Here is a 17557-nt window from a genome sequence, read left to right on the forward strand (position 1 = left end):
GGCGCCGACGCGGGTTCCGCCTCCGCGTCCCGCGCCGGTCCGGGCTCCCTCGCCGGGTCCCGCGCCGGCTCGGGCTCCCTTCCCGGGTCCCGCGCCGGTCCGGATTCCCCCTCCGCCTCCCGCGCCCGGGCGGGTGCCGCGCCGGACGCGGCGCCCGGGACGGTCTCCGCCCACAGGCTCTCCGCCTGCAGCAGCAGCGACCCCAGCACCGTGACCGGGGCCGCCGCCCGGCCCGCGTGCTCCCGCAGCCCGTTCTGCAGCCGCCGGTGCAGCTCCCCTCGTCTCGCCTCCGGTTCCCCGCCGCCGCTCTCGTCGGCGGGGTCCGCGCCGAGCAGCCGGCCGCTCTCCGCGTGACACGCCCCCGCGATCAGTTCCAGCAGGTCGGCATAGGTCCGCAGCACCGCCGGGTCCGGCGGCTCGGGAGCGCGGTCCTGGTCGGCCGCGACCGTGAGCGTACGGGTGAGTGCCCGCACGTGCCCGGTGACCCGGCTCCAGCGCTCGTCCTCCGTCTCGGGCGGCACGGGCGAGGGCGGCCGGCGCAGCGCGCGCAGCGGACCGGCGGTCAGGCGCAGGCTCTCCCGGCTCCAGCGGCGGGCCGAGTGCAGCGTCTCCAGGCGGCGTTCGAGCCGGGCCGCGCCACGGGACCAATCGGCCGCCGTCCCGCCGTCCCAGTCGCCGCCGCGCAGGCCGTCCGCGACCGCGCACAGCACGTCGCCCGCCTCCCGCGCGACCGCCGCGAGGTTCTCCCGCACGTCCCGCAGGTGGATGGGCGGCAGGACGAAGGCGTTGACGGCCACACCGATCACCGCGCCGAGCGCCGTCTGCCACAGCCGGTGCCCCACCGCGGCGACGGAGACACTGCCCGTGGCCAGGGTGAACACGGCCGTGGTGGCACCGTAGACGCCCTGGTCGCCGAAGCGTGACCAGTTGGACAGCAGCATCAGCACGGGCAGCGACAGCGCGAGCGCGGACAGGGTGCCGCCGGTGACCGCCTGCGCGCCGGAGGCGAGCAGGGTCCCCGCGCCGATCGCCGCGCACTGCTGCCCCGCCCGCAGCAGCGAGCTGTACACCGTGGCCTGCACCATGACCAGCGCCACCCACGGCGCCATCAGGGCCATCGGGTCGCCCAGCCAGACCTTGGCCACCACCCAGGCCACCAGCGCCGCCGCCGCGGCCTTGAGCGACTGCACGACCAGGTCGCGTTCCCGGCCGGGGCCGCGCACCATGGCCCCGAGAGAGCGACCGACGCGGCGAGCCTCCTCGCCGACGGTGCGGCAGCAGCGGGCGCCGAGCCGCCCGCCGGGGGCACGGGCCGCGCGCCGCGCGCTCCGGCGCGGGGTGCGGCGGTCCGGCGGGGGAGTGGGTGCTGGGTTTTCCGGTACGCCCGTCATCGTGCCCGGGTATCCGCGCGGTGCGGTGTCTCATGCGGGGCGTACGTCACATTCCCGCGCGGTGGGCCGTCGTGCCGTCGGGGCACGTCAGGCCAGCGGGCTGTCGGCGAGGGAGGCGAGCAGGTGCGCGGGGCCGTCGTAGACGGCCTGCGCACCGGCCTGCTCCAGGTCGGCGCGCGGGATGCCGCCGCACAGCACGCCCACGCAGCGCACCCCGGCCCGGCTGCCGGCCCGCATGTCCCAGACGGTGTCGCCCACGAACACCGCGCGCTCGGGGGGCACACCGACCAGTTCCAGGGCGTGCTGCACCGGTTCGGGCGCCGGTTTGCCCGCCTCGACGTCGTCGGCGCTCGCGGTGGCCGCGATGGCGTCGTCCGCGTCGATCGCCCGGCGCAGCGCGCCCAGTTCCGCACCGCTCGCCGAGGTGGCGAGGACCACCGTCCAGCCGCCCTTGTGCAGGTGGCGCAGGAGCCGGCCGGCGTCCTCGAGCGCCGGCAGCCGGTCGAAGTACTGGGCGTAGAGCGTGCTGTGGGCGTCGCTCAGGGCCGCGTCCTGGTCCTCGTCGCGGTCGTCGCCGAGCAGATGGGCGATCAGGTCGGTGGAGCCCAGGCCGACGGAGCGGTGGATGGCGTGCATGGGGACCTGGTGGCCCGCCTGCCGGAACGCCTCCCACCAGGTGGTGACGTGGAGGTGGTTGGTGTCGACGAGCGTTCCGTCGACATCGAAGACGGCGGCACGGTCCATCCGGTGTGTTCCCTTCTGGTGAGAGGTCTCCTCGGGAGATCTCCTGAGAGTTCGGTGGTGCCGGCGGAGCCCGCGGGCCGGCGGGGCGCGGCACACCGGTCCGGGTACCACGTCAGCCGTCCCTCACTCCGGGCGGCGTCCGCCGCTCCCGGGCCCAGGCCAGCAGCTCGTCCAGGGACCAGGTGGTCACCACGCGCCCGGGCGGCACCCCGCACTCCTCCGCCCGCGCGCAGCCGTGGATCTGCCAGTCCAGTTGCCCGGGTGCGTGCGCGTCGGTGTCGACGGAGAACAGCACCCCCGCCTCCACCGCGCGGCGCAGCAGCCGGCGCGGCGGGTCCAGCCGCTCAGGGCGGCTGTTGATCTCCACGGCGGTTCCGGTCTCGGCGCACGCGGCGAACACCTCGTCCGCGTCGAACTCCGACTCGGGCCGCCCCCGCCCGGTCACCAGCCGTCCGGTGCAGTGCCCCAGGACGTCGGAGCGCGGGTCGCGTACGGCGGCCACCATGCGGCGGGTCATCGAACGGGCGTCCATCCGGAGCTTGGAGTGCACCGAGACGACCACCACGTCCAGCCGTTCGAGCAGCTCCGGTTCCTGGTCGAGGGAGCCGTCGTCGAGGATGTCGCACTCGATGCCGGTGAGCAGCCGGAAGGGCGCCCAGGTCTCGTTCAGCCGGGCCACCACGTCGAGCTGCTCGCGCAGCCGGTCGGGCGACAGTCCGCGGGCCACCGTCAGCCGCGGCGAGTGGTCGGTCAGCACCGCCCACTCGTGTCCGAGGGCCGCGGCGGCCCGGCCCATCTCCTCGATCGGGCTGCCCCCGTCGGACCAGTCGGAGTGGAGGTGGCAGTCGCCCCGCAGCAGTGCCCGCAGCCGTTCGCCGCCCTCCGTGAGCGGCTGGTCCGCCTCACCCTCCAGTTTCCGCAGATAGCCGGGCACCTCCCCGGTGAGCGCCTCGCGCACCACCTGGGCGGTCTTCGGCCCGACTCCCTTGAGCGACTCCAGCGACCCGTCCGCGGTCCGCCGTTCCACCTCCCCGGCGGGCAGCGCGGCCACCACCCGCGACGCCGTGCGGAAGGCGCGCACGCGGTAGGTCGGCTCCCGGGACCGCTCCAGCAGGAAGGCGATCCGGTCCAGCGCCTCGACGGGGTCCATCGTCACCTCCACCTTCAGGGTTGCCCGCCCCGGCCGCACCCGCACCCGCACCGGCGCCGCCCGCCCCGCCCGTTTGCCCCCGACCACCCCGGGTACTGCGATGCCCCGTCCGCACGACGATCCCGTGCACCGCGTCCGCCCCGTACGGCGTCCCGGTCCGTACGGCGATCCCGTACCGCAGGAGGTCTCATGTCCGCAGCTTCGTCGCAGGCCGTCCGGGTGGCCGTCGTCACCGGCGCCGACTCCGGCATCGGCCGTGCCACCGCCGTCCGCCTGGCCGAGGCGGGGCTGGACATCGGCATCACCTGGCACAGCGACGAGAAGGGGGCCGAGGAGACCGCCGAGGAGGTCCGCGCGCACGGGCGCCGGGCCGCCGTGGCCCGGATGGACCTCACCCGGCTGCCCGCCGCCGCGGACGCCCTGGACGAACTCGCCGGCGCGCTCGGCGACCGGATCGACGTACTGGTCAACAACGCGGGCACCGGCACCGCCACGCCCTTCGTCGACCTGCGTCTCGAGGACGTGCGCGAGGTCCTGGACGTGGACCTCGTCGGCCCGTTCCTGTGCGGGCAGAAGGCGGCCCGGCGGATGATCCGGCAGGGCGGCGGCGGCCGCATCGTCAACGTGACCTCGGTGCACGAGCACCAGCCCCGGGTGGGCGCCGCCCCGTACTGCGCGGCCAAGGGCGGCCTCGGACTGCTCACCCAGGTGATGGCCCTCGAACTGGCCGAGCACGGCATCACCGTGAACGCGGTGGCGCCCGGTGAGATCGCCACGCCCATGACCGGCCAGGAGGACACGGACGTACGGACCGAGCACCGCCCGGGCGTGCCGCTCGGCCGCCCCGGCGACGCCCGGGAGGTCGCCGCCGTGATCGCGTTCCTCGCCGGTCCCGACGCCTCCTACGTCACCGGGGCGTCCTGGAGCGTGGACGGCGGGATGCTGCGCATGGGCCCGATGGCCGGCTCCCACCTGGCCGGCGACGACTGGCGGCGTCCCTGAGAGGGCCCGTGGCCGCCGCCCGCACCCGGAACGGTGCCGGCTCCGCCCGCACCCGGCACGATCTAGGCTTGAAGACATGACCGAGAGCGCGAGTCCCTACATCTCCCGACCGCGGATCATGGTGCTCGGAGTCCAGCGGGCCGACCCGCCGTTCCGCATCATGGAGATCGACGGCGAGGTGATCGGCGAGGCGAAGAGCGTCACCGACGTCCTCCAGGCCGCGGCCGCGTTCGGCATCACCGTCCACGACCTGGACGACCCGGACGTGGTCCGCTGGGTGGGCGGCGACAAGTTCACCTGGCGCTGACGAGGCCGTCCGGCTCCTGCCGCGCAGCTCCCGCCGCCCACCGCGTCCGGCCGCGCCGGACGCAGAGCTGCGGACAAAAGCGGGCCCCGGCGGGCGGTGTGCGGCACGCGCCCTCGCCGCGTTGCCGGAAGGCCCTGGCAGCTCCGCTGCAAGGACCTTCCGGCGTCTTGCGATCGCACGCACCGGACACCGCCCGCTGATCGGAACCCACTTCTGTCCGCAGCTCTCAGCCCACCGTCCACTTCTGGTTGGCGCCGCCCGTGCAGGTCCAGATCTGCAGGCGGGTGCCGTCGGCGGAGGAGTTGCCGGTGACGTCCAGGCACTTGCCGGCCTGCGGGTTGACGATGTCGTGGGCCGCCGAGAGCGCCCACTTCTGGTTCGGGCCGCCGGTGCAGTCCCACAGCTGGACGGTGGCGCCGTCCGCGGTGCCGTTGCCCGTGACGTCGAGGCACTTGCCGAGGGCGCGCAGGCTGCCGTCGGATCCCACCGTCCACTGCTGGGCGGCGGTGCCGTTGCACCCGTAGAGCTGGACCGCGGTGCCGTTGGCGGAGTTCGCCCCGGCGACGTCCACGCACTTGCCGGCGAGTCCGCGGATGGCGCCACCGGCGGACGTGCCGCCCGTGGTGACCGAGACGGAGTCCACGACGAGCTGCTGCGGGAAGCCGGTGGAGCCGTCCGGGTCGCCGGGCCAGTAGCCGCCCACCGCCAGGTTCAGGATGAGGAAGAACGGCTTGTCGAACACCCAGGTCCTCCCGCCCAGGTCGGCGGGCGTGCGCCGCTGGTAGACGGTGCCGTCGACCGACCAGGTGATCGAGCCGGGCGCCCAGTCCACGGCGAAGGTGTGGAACGCGTCGGCGAAGGCCTGGCCGCCCGGCAGGGTGTAGGCGGCGCCTATGCCGCCCGAACCGGAGTAGCCGGGGCCGTGGATGGTCCCGTGCACGGTCGAGGGCTCGTACCCCACGTTCTCCATGACGTCGATCTCCCCCGAGTCCGGCCAGTTCACCGGGGTGCCGAGCATCCAGAACGCCGGCCACATGCCCTGCCCGCGCGGAATCTTCATCCGCGCCTCCACGTGCCCGTACTGCGCGGTGAACTTCCCCGAGGTGTTCAGCCGTGCCGAGGTGTACTGGCACGTTCCGTACCAGCACTGGTAGTTGGCCGGGTTCTCGCGCCGGGCGGTGATGACCAGGTGGCCCTGGCCGTCCAGGGCGGCGTTGCGCGTACCCGCCGTGTAGTACTGCCGTTCGTGGTTGTTGACGTTGTCACCGGTCTCCGTCTGCCACTTGGCAGGGTCGACGGCGGCGCCCGCGGGCCCGTCGAAGGTGTCGGAGAACGCGGTGACGGCGGCGGCCGGGGCGGCGGTGGCGGCGCCGGGACGGGCCGAGGCGTCCGTCGCCCGGGCCTGCGCGGGGCCGACGGCGGCGGCGCCGGCGAGCACGGTGGACAGGGCGGCGAGGAGGCATCCGCGGAGCAGGCGTGGGGAGGTCACGGAACTCCCTTCCGTGCGGCGGCCCGTGCGCGGGCGCGCGGCAGTCGTGGGGGGACAAGGAGAGGGGTGCCCCTTGATTCAAGTGGTGAATTAAGGGGGCGTCAATACTCCGGGACGCAGCGGCCGGTACCCGCGGGCGGGGCCCGCGCCGGGTCCTCGTGTCAGCCGAGTCCCGTCTCGGCCGTGTCTCGTGTCACCCGTGTCGCCTGCGCGCGTGCACGGCCCGGCCCATGCGCCGCCCGAGCAGGAGGTGACCGGCCAGCGCGCCGGTCGTGTTGAGGATGACGTCGTCGATGTCGAACGCCCGCCCAGTGATCAGCGCCCCCTGCGCGAACTCCACCAGCAGCATGACGAGCGCGGTGAGCAGCAGCACGCGCAGCAGCCCGCGCGCCCGCGGCGCGACCACCGGTACCAGCACGCCGAACGGCACTCCGAGCAGCAGGTTCCCGCCGATCTGCTGGACCGCGTCGCGCAGCCCCGGCTCGCTCAGATAGGCCCGCAGCGACCGGCCCGGGTGCAGGTTCGTGTGCACGAAGGACACCGACGAGGGCGACGGCTGGAGCGTCAGCCGGGCCAGGACGACGGCGAACGCCACCATGAACACGAAGGCGCACGCCATCGCGGGAAGGCGCAGCGGCCACGGCAGGGGCCTGCGGTCGTGCGGGTCGTCCCGTGCGTCCCGCGCCTTCGCGTCGCGCGCCTCCCCGCTCAGCGCCTCCCCGCTCCGTGCTTCCCCGCTCGGCGCGGCGGGCCGGGACCTGGCCGAGCGGGAGCGGAACACGGTGAGCGGGTGGAACGCGATCCTGCTCATGTCATCCTCCGTACGCCAAGTCGGCCTGCTGCTGGGCCGGTTACCCGCGAACGTCTCCGGGATGCCGGGGCGGCAGCCCGGCGGCGCGGCCGGGCCGCCGGTTTCCGTTGCTGCTGTCGGGGCATCCGGGCACCGGATGCGCGCGCCGCCGCGCGTCCCGCGGCCGGGGCGGTGCTTGGATGCCGGGGAAACGGCGTCAGGCAACGTGACGGCACAGCGGAACGACGGACGGCGAGGAAGCGCGCGGCGGGCCGGGGCACGGCGAGACAGAGCACGGCAAGGCAGAGCGAGACAGAGCACGGCAAGACAGAGCACGGCAGCGGAACCAGCCCGGGGAGGTGCCGGTTGAACCCGCGTACGACACTCCTCGCGGTGGGCGAGGTGCTGGCCTGGTGGGCCGCGCTCGTCGTGCTGTGGCTCATGCTCATCAGCACCGTCTACACCCTGGAGTGGGTGGTCGGCGCCTGCGCCGCGGGCGCGGGCGCGCTGGTCGCACGGGCCGGACGGCGGGCGGTGAGCCGCAGGTGAACGGCTGGCTCGTCGCGGCGACGGCCGTCCTGGCCGTCGGTCTCGGCACGACCCTGTGGGGCGTCGCCACCGGCCCGCTGGGGCGCCGCGTCGTCGCGCAGAACCTCTCCACCGCCCTGGTCTGCCCCGGTCTGCTCCTGCTCTCCCAGGGCTACGGACGCACCTCCTACGTCGATCTCGCCCTGCTCCTGGCCCTGCTGGGTCCGGTCGGCACCCTGGTCTTCGCCCGGCTGCTCGCCGACGAACTCGCCGAGGATCCGCCGCGGGCCTGGGCGGCGACCTGGGCCTGCGCCCTCGCCGGCGCGGCCGTCGTGCTGGTGCTGTGCGTGGTCACCGGACCCGGCCGGGCCATGGTGAAGCTCCTGATCGTCGGGGCGCTGCTGGTCGGCGGGAACCTCCTCGCCTCCCGGGCCCTGTCCGGCGGTTTCCCGGGGGTGAACGGTGGCTGACGCACTCGTCGTCCTGGCCCTGCTCGCCGTCGCGGGCTGCGCCACCGCCGCGGTCGCCAACCGCGACCCCGCGCGCCAGGCGCTCGTCCTGTCCGTCCTCGGCACCGCCCTCGCCGTGCTCTTCACCGTCCTGCAGGCCCCCGACGTCGGTCTCTCCCAGCTCGCCGTGGGCTCCGCCCTCACCCCGCTGCTCGTCATGCTCACCGTCCGCAAGGTCCGGCGGCGTTCCGCCCACGGCAAGAACGGCAGGCAGTGACCCCGCGCGCCCGGCTGTGGCTGGTGTTCCTCGGCGGCGGCGCTCTGGCCGCGCTGCTCGTCGCGGCCTGTCTGCGGCTGCCCGCGTTCGGCGGTCCGTGGCACCCCTACGGCGACCGCGCGGTCGACGCCTCCCTGACCCGGCACATCGCGAACACCATCGCCTCCGTCAACTTCGACCAGCGCGCCTTCGACACGATGGGCGAGATGACGATCCTCTTCGCGGCCGTCCTCGGCTGCGTCGTCCTGCTGCGCCAGGCCCGCGACGAACACCGCGATCCGCCCCTGCCCTCCGAGGTCGCCGCCCCCGTACGCCACTGGGCCCTGGCCGTGCTGCCCGTCGCGCTGGTCACCGGCCTCTACGTCGTCGCCCACGGCCAGCTCAGCCCCGGCGGCGGCTTCCAGGGCGGGGTCGTCGCCGCGACCGCCCTGCACCTGATGTACCTGGGCGCCGACTACGCCGCCCTCGAACGCGTCCGCCCCGTCGACGCGTACGAGATCGGCGACGCGCTGTCGGCCTGCGCCTACCTGGTACTCGGCTTCGCCGGAGTCCTCACGGGCACCGCGTTCCTCGCCAACACCCTGCTGCCGTACGGCACGTTCAACACGCTGTCCTCCGGGGGCACCGTCCCGCTGCTGAACGCGGCCATCGGCATGGAGGTCGCCTGCGCCGTCGTCGTGCTGCTCGCCCGCTTCCTGGACCAGGCCGTCGAGATCGAGGAGGAGAACGGGGAGTGAGCGCGCCGTGAGCGACGTCATGCACGTCCTGCCGTACCTGGTGGCCGCCTATGTGTTCCTGGCCGGCTGCTACGGCCTGGCCACCAGCCGGAACCTGATCCACGCCGTGGGCTGCCTGGCCGTGTGCCAGTCGGCGACGTACATCCTGCTGCTGGCGGTCGGGTACCGCGACGGCGGCACCGCGCCCGTCTTCTCCGACATCGCGCCCGGCTCGCGGCCCGTGGTCGACCCCCTGGTGCAGGCGCTCACGCTGACCGACATCGTCGTCGGCGCCACGGTCACCGCGCTGCTGCTGGCGCTGACCGTGCAGATCTCCAAGCGGCACGGCACGGTGGACCCCGACGAGCTGAGGGAGCTGCGCGGCTGATGCACCGTCTGCTGCCGCTGCTGCCCGCCGTCCCGCTGCTGGGCGCGGCCCTCCTCGTCGCCGGCGGGCGCCGTCTGCCCCGCCCCGCCGCCGAGGCGTTCGCCTCCCTGGTCTGCGCCGGCACCGCCGCGCTGGCGATCTGGCTGCTCGCCGGCTCCTCGCCGCCGCTCACGGAGTGGGTGGGCGGCTGGTTCCCGGTGGGCGGCGAGAGCGTCGGCATCGTCGTGACCGGGGACGGCGCGAGCCTCGGCATGGCGGCACTCGTCTCGCTGCTCACGCTCGCCGCGCTGGCGTACTCCTGGCACTACTTCGACGAGCCGCCGCGTGGCCACGCCGGTTCCTTCCCCGCGCTGATGCTGCTCTTCCAGGGCGGCATGTGCGGGTTCGCGATCGCCGCCGACCTGTTCAACGCCTTCGTGTTCTTCGAGCTGATGAGCGTCATCGCCTACGCGCTGACCGGATACCGCATCGACGAGGCCAAGGCCGTGCAGGGCGGCCTCACCTTCGGTGTCGTCAACTCGCTCGGCGCCTACTTCATGCTCATGGGCCTCGCCCTGCTCTACGCCCGCACCGGTGAACTGGCCATGGCGAAGATCGGGCGCGGACTGGACGCCGCCGCCGGGCACCACGGCCCCGACGCGCTGGCCCTGGCCGGTTTCGTGCTGTTCCTGACCGGCCTGCTGGTGAAGGCCGCCGCCGTGCCCTTCCAGTTCTGGCTGCCGGACGCGCACGCCGTCGCGCCCACCCCCGTGTGCATGCTGCTGTCGGGGGTGATGGTGGAACTCGGCGTCTACGGTGTCTGGCGGGTGTACGGCACCGTCTTCTCCGGGCCGGGCGGCGTCCCCGCCGCCGACGCGACGCGGGCGCTGGTGGTGCTCGGCGTGCTGACCGCGGCCGTCGGCTCGGTCATGTGCTGGTACCAGCGGCACATCAAGCGGCTGCTCGCCTTCTCCACCATCTCCCACACCGGCCTCTTCCTGGTCGGCATCGGCGTGCTGAAGGCCGAGGCGGACGACGGGACTGCGCTGTACATCCTCGCCCACGGCGGGGTGAAGGCCGCCCTGTTCGCCTGCGCGGGCATCCTGCTGGACCGCTACGGCAGCGTCGACGAGTTCTACCTGCACGGGCGCGCCCGGCGCCTGCGCGGTGTCGGGATCATGTTCGCCGTGGGGGCGCTGGCGCTGGCCGGGCTGCCGCCGTTCGGCACCGGCCTGGGCAAGGCGGTGAGCGAGGAGGCCGTCGGCGGCCCGCTCACCGTGCTCTACGTCGCGGCCTCCGCCCTCACCGGGGGAGCGGTGCTGCGCGTCGCGGCCCGGGTCTTCCTCGGGCTCGGCCCCCGGCCCGAGGGCCGCGACGGCGGGGAACGCGACGGGGACGAGACCTCGGGCTCCGGCGAGGAGCCCGAGACCAGGCAGCGGCTGGACAAGGTACCGATGACCATGCGCACGGTCCCGGCCGTGCTGCTGGCCGCCGCGCTCGCCGTCGGCGCGGTCCCCGGCTTCGCCGGCCGGGTGGGGCACGCCGTCGACGAGGCCGGAACCTGGGGGGTGTTCTCCTCGGTGCAGTGGGCGGCGAGCGGTGTCCTGCTGGACCTGCTGTCCACGCTGCTGGCGGTCGCGCTCGCCGCGGTGGCCGTGGCCCGCCCGGGGCTGCTGGGCGCACCGGACTGGGCGCTGCCGCTGCGGCGCCTGCAGTCGGGGCACGTCGGCGACTACGTGGCCTGGCTGCTGGTCGGGGCCGCGCTGCTCGGCGCGCTGGCCCTGCCCGGCGTCCTGGGGTGACCCTCCCGCCCGGTCAGTAGCATGAGCCCCGGCAGTCCGGAATGATCATGCGAGGAGCGGATCGTGCGAGACATCGCGGTGTTCAGCGGCAGTGCCCATCCCGACCTCGCGGCGGAGGTCTGCGCGCACCTGGGTGTGCCGCTCAGTCCCACCCGGGTCAGCCGGTTCGCCAACGACTGCCTGGAGGTGCAGTTGCAGGCCAACTGCCGGGAACGGGACGTGTTCCTGATCCAGCCCCTGGTCAAACCGGTGCAGGAGCACCTGGTGGAGCTGCTGCTGATGTGCGACGCGGCGCGCGGCGCCTCCGCCGGGCGCATCACCGTCGTCATGCCGCACTACTCCTACGCCCGCTCCGACAAGAAGGACGCCCCGCGCATCTCCCTGGGCGGGCGGCTGGTGGCCGATCTGCTGGTCGCGGCGGGCGCGAGCCGGGTCCTGGCGATGACGCTGCACGCGCCGCAGGTGCACGGCTTCTTCACGGTGCCGGTCGACCACCTGCACGCGCTGCGCGAACTGGCCGCGCACTTCAGGCAGTACGACCTGACACGCACCACGGTCGTCTCGCCCGACCTCGGCAACGCCAAGGAGGCCGCCGCCTTCGCCCGGATGATCGGCGCCCAGGTGGCCGCGGGCGCCAAGCAGCGCTACGCCGACGACCGGGTGACGATCAGCTCGGTCATCGGCGACGTCGCCGGGCGGGACGTCATCGTGCTGGACGACGAGATCGCCAAGGGCAGCACGGTGCTGGAACTCCTGGACCGGCTGCGCGAGTCGGGACCGCGCTCGATCCGGATCGCCTGCACGCACGGCCTGTTCGCGGCGGGCGCCCTGAAACGGCTCACCGAGCAGAGCGACGTGCTGGAGATCGTGTGCACCAACACCGTGCCGGTGCCGGTGGAGGGCCACGAGGAGTACCGGGCCCACGGGGACAAGCTGCGGGTGCTGTCCATCGCCCCCGCGCTCGCCGAGGCGGTGCGCCGGATCCACAACGGGGAGTCGGTCAGCGCGCTCTTCGACGCGCCGCAGGACGAGTAGGGCGGGCCTGCGGCCGGGCGGGGGCGGCGTCCACGGCGGCGTCCAGGGTCGGCCGCGGGGGCAGGTGCCGGGACAGGCCGGTGACGGCGAGCACCCGCAGGGTCAGCGGGTGCGTGCACACCAGCAGCAGTTCCCCGCCCTGGCCGAGGACGCGGATCCGGGCCCGGTGCAGCAGACGCAGCCCGGAGCAGTCGAAGAACTCCACTCCGCTCAGGTCGATCACCACCCGCGCCCCCGGCCGGGCGGTGACCCGGTCCAGGCGAGGCAGGATCCGCATCGCGGAGGCGATGTCGATCTCCCCGTGGAGCTCCAGCACGGTGTACCCGCGGTGCCTGCGGACGCGCAGCTGCCGGGCGGGTGGCGCGGGTGCGGGTGCGTTCGCCACGACGACTTCGCCTCCAACCGGTGGGTTCGCTGCGGCAGGGGCGCGCTCAGGGAGCGCACTGCCCGCCCTCGTCCTGCAAGTTACCCTCGTTAGAGTGAATTCCAGCATGTTCGATTGACATATGTCTGTGAATTGCCGTTGGCCTCCCGGCGGGGTCCCGCCTCACTCGGCGGCGAACACCCGCACCCCGCCCACGTAGGTCTCCCGCACCTTCGTGTCCGCGATCTCCTCCGGCGGACCGGCGAACGGGTCACGGTCCAGCACCACCAGGTCCGCGAGCGCCCCCTCGCGCACCTCGCCCGTGTCGTCCAGGTGGTTCACCCGGGCCGATCCCGCCGTGTAGGCCCTGACCGCCTCCGCCAGGCCGATGCGCTCACCGGGCAGGAACACCGGCGCGCTGCCGCCGGGCTCGCGCCGGTTGACCGCCACGTGGATGCCCTGGAGCGGATCGGGGCTGCTGACCGGCCAGTCACTGCCCGCGGCCAGCGCCGCCCCGGCCCGCAGCAGCGACCCGAACGGGTACTGCCACCCGGCCCGTTCGGCGCCGAGGAAGGGGATCGTCAGCTCGTCCATCTGCGGTTCGTGCGCGGCCCACAGTGGCTGGATGTTGGCCGTCGCGCCCAGCCGGGCGAACCGGGGGACGTCGTCGGGGTGCACCACCTGGAGGTGCGCCAGGTGCGGCCGGGTGTCGCTCGGCCCGTTCGCCGCGCGCGCGGCCTCCACGGCGTCCAGCGCGTCCCGTACCGCCCCGTCGCCCAGCGCGTGGAAGTGGCACTGGAATCCGAGGGCGTCCAGCGCGGTGACGTACTCCGGGAGGCGGCCGGGGTCGATGAACCGGGTGCCCCGGTTGGCGGTGGCGCAGCCGCAGCGGTCGAGGTACGGCTCCAGGAGCGCCGCCGTCCCGTTCTCCGCGACCCCGTCCAGCATCAGTTTCACACTGCCGGCCCTGAACCGGCCGTGGCTCAACGCGGCCCGCTTCTCGACCAGTTCGGGGATCTGCTCCGGACCGCGCGCCCGGTCCCACCACAGGGCGCCGCGCACCCGGGCGGTGAGCGAGCCGTCCCGGGCGGCGGTCAGGTACGCCTGGGAGGGGTCCTCCATGCCCAGGAAGTCTCCGACGAGCGCGTCCTGCCAGGCGGTGATGCCGAGCGCGTGCAGACGGCGCTGCGCGTGCAGCAGGGCGGCCAGCCGGTCGGCGGGGCCGGCGGGCGGCACGTGGCGGCCGACCAGCTGCATCGCGCCCTCCTGGAGGGTGCCGCTCGGCTCGCCCCGGGCGTCGCGCTCGATCCGCCCGTCCGCCGGGTCCGGCGTGCCGCGGGTGAGCCCGGCCAGGGCGAGGGCACGGCTGTTGACCCAGGCGCCGTGGTGGTCGCGGTTGGGCAGGTAGACCGGCCGGTCGGGCACCACGGCGTCCAGCAGCTCCTTGGCCGGGGTGCCGCCCTCGAAGGCCTCCATCGACCAGCCGCCGCCCAGGATCCACTCCCGCTCCGGGTGGGCCTCGGCGTAGGCGCGCACGCGGTCCACGGTCTCCTCGGCGGTCAGTGCCCCCGTCAGGTCGCACTGGGCCAGTTCCCTCCCGGCCGGCACCGGATGGACGTGGGCGTCCTGGAAACCGGGCAGCAGCAGCCGCCCGGCCAGCTCGACGACCTCGGTGCGCGGCCCGGCCAGCTCCCGTACCTCGTCGTGTCCGACGGCGGTGATGCGGTCGCCGGTGACGGCCACCGCGGTCGCGGTGCGGCCGGCCGGGGTGAGGACGGGACCGCCGGTGAAGAGGAGATCTGCGTGCATGAGTGCCTTTCCTGGACCGCGGCCCGGGGGAGGGGCCCTGCCGGCCCCGTGCACGCACATGAAACCGCCGGCCCGCACGACAGGTCAACGGTGTTGTCACAAGGTGCCTCCCGAGCCGCACCGAGGGCGCCGGAGGCGCCAGAAGCGCCGGAGGTGCCAGATGCTGTACCGCTGCTTGCGCCACACCGACGGTCTGATGCCCGCCCTCGCGGACGAACTCACCGGCCGCCCGCTGCGCGCCTGGCGCCCCACCGGCGAGCGGCGTCACGACGTGCGGGCACTCCTGCCGGACGCGGCGGCGGCCCGCCTGGAGGAGGTCCGCGCCGCAGAAGACGACTGAGCCCCCCCGAGAGTCCGGCAACGGGGCCCGGACCCGCGGGGGGCGGCGGGGAGGCAGCAGGAGCGCGGTGTTCCGGCCGTTCGGGTCGGTCCCGGCCGTTCGCGTCGGTCCCCGCCGTTCGGGTCAGTCGCGGCCGTCCGCGCTCTTGGCGGGCCAGACCCCGGTCGAGCGCGCGATGGCCGCCGCGCCCGCGCGGTCCACCGCGCTGCGCACCACGGCGAACAGCGCGCCCTGCACGGCGGCGGCGAGCAGGATCTCGCCCCAGCGGCGGTCCTCGTCCAGCGCGTCCGGGGCGTCGTCCTCGTGCCGGAAGGCCTTCCACGTCGTGCGGAACGCCTTCCCGGCCAGCGCGCCGCCGGCCCAGCCGAGCACGAAACCGACGGGCTGGTAGACGAGCGGGAGCTTGTTCTTCTTCTTGGCCACCTGAGTCCTCCTTTGCAGGGACAGCGGATACGGCGGGTACGGCAGGCAGCGGTCAAGGGGGGGCGGGGCGGTTACGGCGGCTGCGACGCCTGCGGATGTCGCCGCCGCCGTGGCCGCCGGGGCGTCAGGGCCTGCCCCGGGGCGGTACCCGTTCGGCGTCGCGCACAGGGCCCGGCGGTGTCCCCTCGCCGAAGGGCCGGCCGCCGAGTTCCTCGCGCCGGTGCGGCGTCAGCCAGCCGCACAGGTCCGGCCCGAGCGGCACGATGCCGGTGGGATTGATACCGGTGTGCACCTGGTAGTAGTGCCGCTTGATGTGGTCGAAGTCGACGGTGTCCCCGAAACCCGGCGTCTGGAAGAGGTCGCGGGCGTACGCCCACAGCACCGGGTTCTCCGTCAGCTTCCAGCGGGTGCACTTGAAGTGCCCGTGGTACACGGCGTCGAAGCGGACCAGCGTGGTGAACAGCCGGATGTCCGCCTCGGTGATCGTGTCGCCGACGAGGTAGCGCTGCCGTTCCAGCCGCTGGGCCAGCGCTTCCAGCCGGCCGAACACGCCCTCGCACGCCGCCTCGTACTCCTGCTGGCTGGTGGCGAAACCCGCCCGGTAGACGCCGTTGTTGACGTCCTCGTAGACCTGCGCCATCACCGTGTCGATCTCGTCGCGCAGCGCCCGCGGATACAGGTCGGGCGCCCCGGGCCGGTGCAGGGCCGTCCACTCGGTGGCGAGGTCGAGGGTGATCTGCTGGTAGTCGTTGGTGACCAGCGCGCCGCTGGACACGTCGACGACCGCCGGGACGCTCACCCCGCCGGGGTAGCCGGTCTCCCGCCGGTCGTAGGCCTCGCTGAGGTAGCGGATGCCGAGCACCGGGTCCCGGCCGCCGGGGTCCAGGGTGAACCGCCAGCTGCGGTCGTCCTGCACCGGATCGACCACGGCCAGCGACAGGGCGTCCTCCAGCCCGAGCAGCCGCCGTGACACCAGGGCCCGGCTCGCCCAGGGACACGCCCGGCTGACCACCAGCCGGTACCGTCCGGCCGCCACCGGGTGGCCCTCCCGTCCGTCCGCGGTGATGCGGTCGGCGAAATGGCTCTTCGAACGTTTGAATGACTTGTGGCCGTAGGAGCGGTTGCCGTCGTCCCGGTCGGCTCCGTCGTCCATGCCCGTTCCTCCCTGCCGTCGCGGCGCACCGGTGAGGTGCGCTGGTGAACGCGTTCCCCGAAATCGGCCGGCGGCACGGTGTGATCCGCACCGACGGGGGCAGTCGGCGAACGTGGACGGGACACCCGACGAGCCGGCCGAGACGCCCGGCGCAGCCAGCACAGTTGACACCGCCGAGACCGCCCGCACGGGCGGGAGCGCCGATACCGCCGAAAGAACCGAGCATGCCGAGGCGACCGGCGCCGCGGGGACTTCCGAGGCCCCCCGGGCGCCCGGCGCCTCCGGGACCACCGAGACGACCGGCACCTCCGCGGCAACCGGCACCGCAAAGACCTCCGAGGCGACCGGCTCCTCCGACACCTCCGGCGCCTCCGGACCGGACCCGGGACCGGCCGCCGACCGGAAGACCCGGGTCACCGTCCTGGTGGCGCTCGCGGCCAACCTGGTCATCGCGGTCGCCAAGGCCGTGGGCGGCCTCGTCGCGCACTCGCCAGCCCTGCTGTCCGAGGCGGCCCACTCCGTCGCCGACAGCCTCAACGAGATCTTCCTGCTGGCCGCGCTGCGCCGCAGCCGCCGCCCCGCCGACCGGCGCCACCCCTTCGGCTACGGCAAGGAGCGGTTCTTCTGGTCGCTCCTCGCGGCTGTCGGCATCTTCGTCATGGGCGGCTGCTTCTCCTTCTTCCAGGGCGTCGAGGCACTGCGCAACGGCGCGGAGGAGGACTTCACCGGCTACGTGGTCGGTCTCGTCGTGCTCGGTGTCGCTCTGCTGGCCGAGGGGACCTCCCTGCTGCGGGCGGTGCACCAGGTGCGCGGGGAGGGCGGCGCGGGCGGCCTGCGCGACCCCGCGCTGCGCACGGTCGTCGCCGAGGACGGCACCGCGGTGCTCGGTGTCACGCTCGCCATTGCCGGCATGGCGCTGCACATGGTCACCGGCCAGGTCGTGTGGGAGGCCTCCGCCTCCCTCGCCATCGGCGCGCTGCTCGTCTACGTCGCCTACCGGCTGGGCCGCGACGCGCGCGACCAGCTGATCGGGGAGGCCGCGGACCCCGAACTCAGCGGCAGGATCCGCAGTCTGCTGCGGGCGCAGCCCGAGATCGACAGCGTGGAGGCGCTGCTCACCATGAAACTGGGCCTGGACTCGGTCCTGGTGGCCGCCCGGGTCGACCTGGCGCCCGGCATGGACAGCGAACGGGTCGAGGAGGTCGCGGTACGCATCAAGGAGTCGATCGCCCGCACCGTCCCCGTCGCGGACCAGATCTTCCTCGACGTGACCGACCGCCCGGCCCAGGAGGCACAAAAGAGCCCCGCCGCGACGGGGGAACGCGGCGGGGCCTGACAGACGGGTGCCCGCCGCACGGCCGGTCCATGCCTGCCGGACCGGCATCCGCCCGGAACGGACGTACGCCCACGACGGCCGCCCC

The 17557-nt window shown here is 74.3% G+C and carries 19 protein-coding genes and 1 pseudogene; 11 read left to right on the plus strand and 9 right to left on the minus strand.

Annotated features, from left to right (window positions below):
• Positions 1–155 precede the first annotated feature (155 nt).
• The 3 genes and pseudogenes from ABZ719_RS20195 to ABZ719_RS20205 all read right to left on the minus strand — a co-directional run.
• Positions 156–1226, minus strand: a pseudogene (locus tag ABZ719_RS20195) (FUSC family protein); the annotation flags it as partial.
• Between the two features lie 252 nt (positions 1227–1478).
• Complete coding sequence (locus ABZ719_RS20200) at positions 1479–2135, minus strand: HAD family hydrolase (protein WP_366726548.1); 657 nt, start codon at positions 2133–2135, stop codon at positions 1479–1481.
• A 112-nt stretch (positions 2136–2247) separates the two neighbouring features.
• The gene (locus ABZ719_RS20205) at positions 2248–3285 is read right to left on the minus strand and encodes a PHP domain-containing protein (RefSeq protein ID WP_366726549.1); all 1038 of its coding nucleotides are present in this window, start codon (positions 3283–3285) and stop codon (positions 2248–2250) included.
• A 189-nt stretch (positions 3286–3474) separates the two neighbouring features.
• Between ABZ719_RS20205 and ABZ719_RS20210 the strand changes: the two genes are divergently transcribed.
• Together ABZ719_RS20210 and ABZ719_RS20215 are read left to right on the plus strand one after the other, a co-directional pair.
• The gene (locus ABZ719_RS20210) at positions 3475–4287 is read left to right on the plus strand and encodes an SDR family oxidoreductase (protein WP_366726550.1); all 813 of its coding nucleotides are present in this window, start codon (positions 3475–3477) and stop codon (positions 4285–4287) included.
• 76 nt (positions 4288–4363) lie between these two features.
• A complete protein-coding gene (locus ABZ719_RS20215; protein ID WP_366726551.1) occupies positions 4364–4594 on the plus strand; it encodes a hypothetical protein in 231 nt (76 codons plus the stop codon).
• 226 nt (positions 4595–4820) lie between these two features.
• Here the strand turns inward: ABZ719_RS20215 and ABZ719_RS20220 are convergent, their stop codons facing one another.
• Both ABZ719_RS20220 and ABZ719_RS20225 read right to left on the minus strand, forming a co-directional pair.
• On the minus strand, positions 4821–6083 hold the full coding sequence (locus tag ABZ719_RS20220; RefSeq protein ID WP_366726552.1) for a lectin: 1263 nt from the start codon (positions 6081–6083) through the stop codon (positions 4821–4823).
• A 193-nt stretch (positions 6084–6276) separates the two neighbouring features.
• A complete protein-coding gene (locus ABZ719_RS20225) occupies positions 6277–6894 on the minus strand; it encodes a VanZ family protein (protein WP_366726553.1) in 618 nt (205 codons plus the stop codon).
• 345 nt (positions 6895–7239) lie between these two features.
• Between ABZ719_RS20225 and ABZ719_RS20230 the strand changes: the two genes are divergently transcribed.
• From ABZ719_RS20230 to ABZ719_RS20260, 7 genes are all read left to right on the plus strand, one after another.
• Positions 7240–7422: a hypothetical protein gene (locus tag ABZ719_RS20230; protein WP_366726554.1), complete on the plus strand. Its 183-nt coding sequence runs from the start codon at positions 7240–7242 to the stop codon at positions 7420–7422.
• A complete protein-coding gene (locus tag ABZ719_RS20235) occupies positions 7419–7871 on the plus strand; it encodes a monovalent cation/H+ antiporter complex subunit F (protein WP_366726555.1) in 453 nt (150 codons plus the stop codon). The genes ABZ719_RS20230 and ABZ719_RS20235 overlap by 4 nt, the downstream gene beginning before the upstream one ends.
• Entirely contained in the window at positions 7864–8127 is a 264-nt protein-coding gene (locus ABZ719_RS20240; RefSeq protein WP_366726556.1) for a hydrogenase subunit MbhD domain-containing protein, read from the plus strand. The genes ABZ719_RS20235 and ABZ719_RS20240 overlap by 8 nt, the downstream gene beginning before the upstream one ends.
• Positions 8124–8864, plus strand: coding sequence for an MnhB domain-containing protein (locus tag ABZ719_RS20245; protein ID WP_366726557.1), 741 nt, complete (start codon positions 8124–8126; stop codon positions 8862–8864). Before ABZ719_RS20240 ends, ABZ719_RS20245 begins: the two co-directional genes overlap by 4 nt.
• Before the next feature lie 19 nt (positions 8865–8883).
• Positions 8884–9231 (plus strand): sodium:proton antiporter, encoded by a 348-nt coding sequence (locus ABZ719_RS20250; protein ID WP_366726592.1) that lies wholly within the window; start codon positions 8884–8886, stop codon positions 9229–9231.
• A complete protein-coding gene (locus tag ABZ719_RS20255; protein WP_366726558.1) occupies positions 9231–11012 on the plus strand; it encodes a complex I subunit 5 family protein in 1782 nt (593 codons plus the stop codon). The genes ABZ719_RS20250 and ABZ719_RS20255 overlap by 1 nt, the downstream gene beginning before the upstream one ends.
• A gap of 63 nt (positions 11013–11075) precedes the next feature.
• On the plus strand, positions 11076–12047 hold the full coding sequence (locus tag ABZ719_RS20260; protein ID WP_366726559.1) for a ribose-phosphate diphosphokinase: 972 nt from the start codon (positions 11076–11078) through the stop codon (positions 12045–12047).
• Here ABZ719_RS20260 and ABZ719_RS20265 read toward each other — a convergent pair.
• Both ABZ719_RS20265 and ABZ719_RS20270 read right to left on the minus strand, forming a co-directional pair.
• Positions 12013–12432, minus strand: a complete 420-nt coding sequence (locus ABZ719_RS20265) for an anti-sigma factor antagonist (RefSeq protein ID WP_366726560.1) — start codon at positions 12430–12432, stop codon at positions 12013–12015. The two genes, ABZ719_RS20260 and ABZ719_RS20265, sit on opposite strands and share 35 nt — an antisense overlap.
• A gap of 162 nt (positions 12433–12594) precedes the next feature.
• A complete protein-coding gene (locus tag ABZ719_RS20270) occupies positions 12595–14220 on the minus strand; it encodes an amidohydrolase (RefSeq protein WP_366726561.1) in 1626 nt (541 codons plus the stop codon).
• Positions 14221–14380: 160 nt separating this feature from the next.
• On the opposite strand from ABZ719_RS20270, the gene ABZ719_RS20275 reads away from it, so the two are divergent.
• Positions 14381–14560, plus strand: a complete 180-nt coding sequence (locus ABZ719_RS20275) for a hypothetical protein (protein ID WP_366726562.1) — start codon at positions 14381–14383, stop codon at positions 14558–14560.
• Between the two features lie 123 nt (positions 14561–14683).
• Here the strand turns inward: ABZ719_RS20275 and ABZ719_RS20280 are convergent, their stop codons facing one another.
• Both ABZ719_RS20280 and ABZ719_RS20285 read right to left on the minus strand, forming a co-directional pair.
• Positions 14684–14983, minus strand: a complete 300-nt coding sequence (locus ABZ719_RS20280; RefSeq protein WP_037851159.1) for a DUF4235 domain-containing protein — start codon at positions 14981–14983, stop codon at positions 14684–14686.
• A gap of 124 nt (positions 14984–15107) precedes the next feature.
• Entirely contained in the window at positions 15108–16136 is a 1029-nt protein-coding gene (locus ABZ719_RS20285) for a glutathione S-transferase C-terminal domain-containing protein (protein ID WP_366726563.1), read from the minus strand.
• Between the two features lie 112 nt (positions 16137–16248).
• On the opposite strand from ABZ719_RS20285, the gene ABZ719_RS20290 reads away from it, so the two are divergent.
• Positions 16249–17472: a cation diffusion facilitator family transporter gene (locus ABZ719_RS20290; protein ID WP_366726564.1), complete on the plus strand. Its 1224-nt coding sequence runs from the start codon at positions 16249–16251 to the stop codon at positions 17470–17472.
• Positions 17473–17557 lie beyond the last annotated feature (85 nt).

It is taken from the genome of Streptomyces sp. NPDC006743 (assembly GCF_040703815.1).
Classification (GTDB): Bacteria; Actinomycetota; Actinomycetes; order Streptomycetales; family Streptomycetaceae; genus Streptomyces.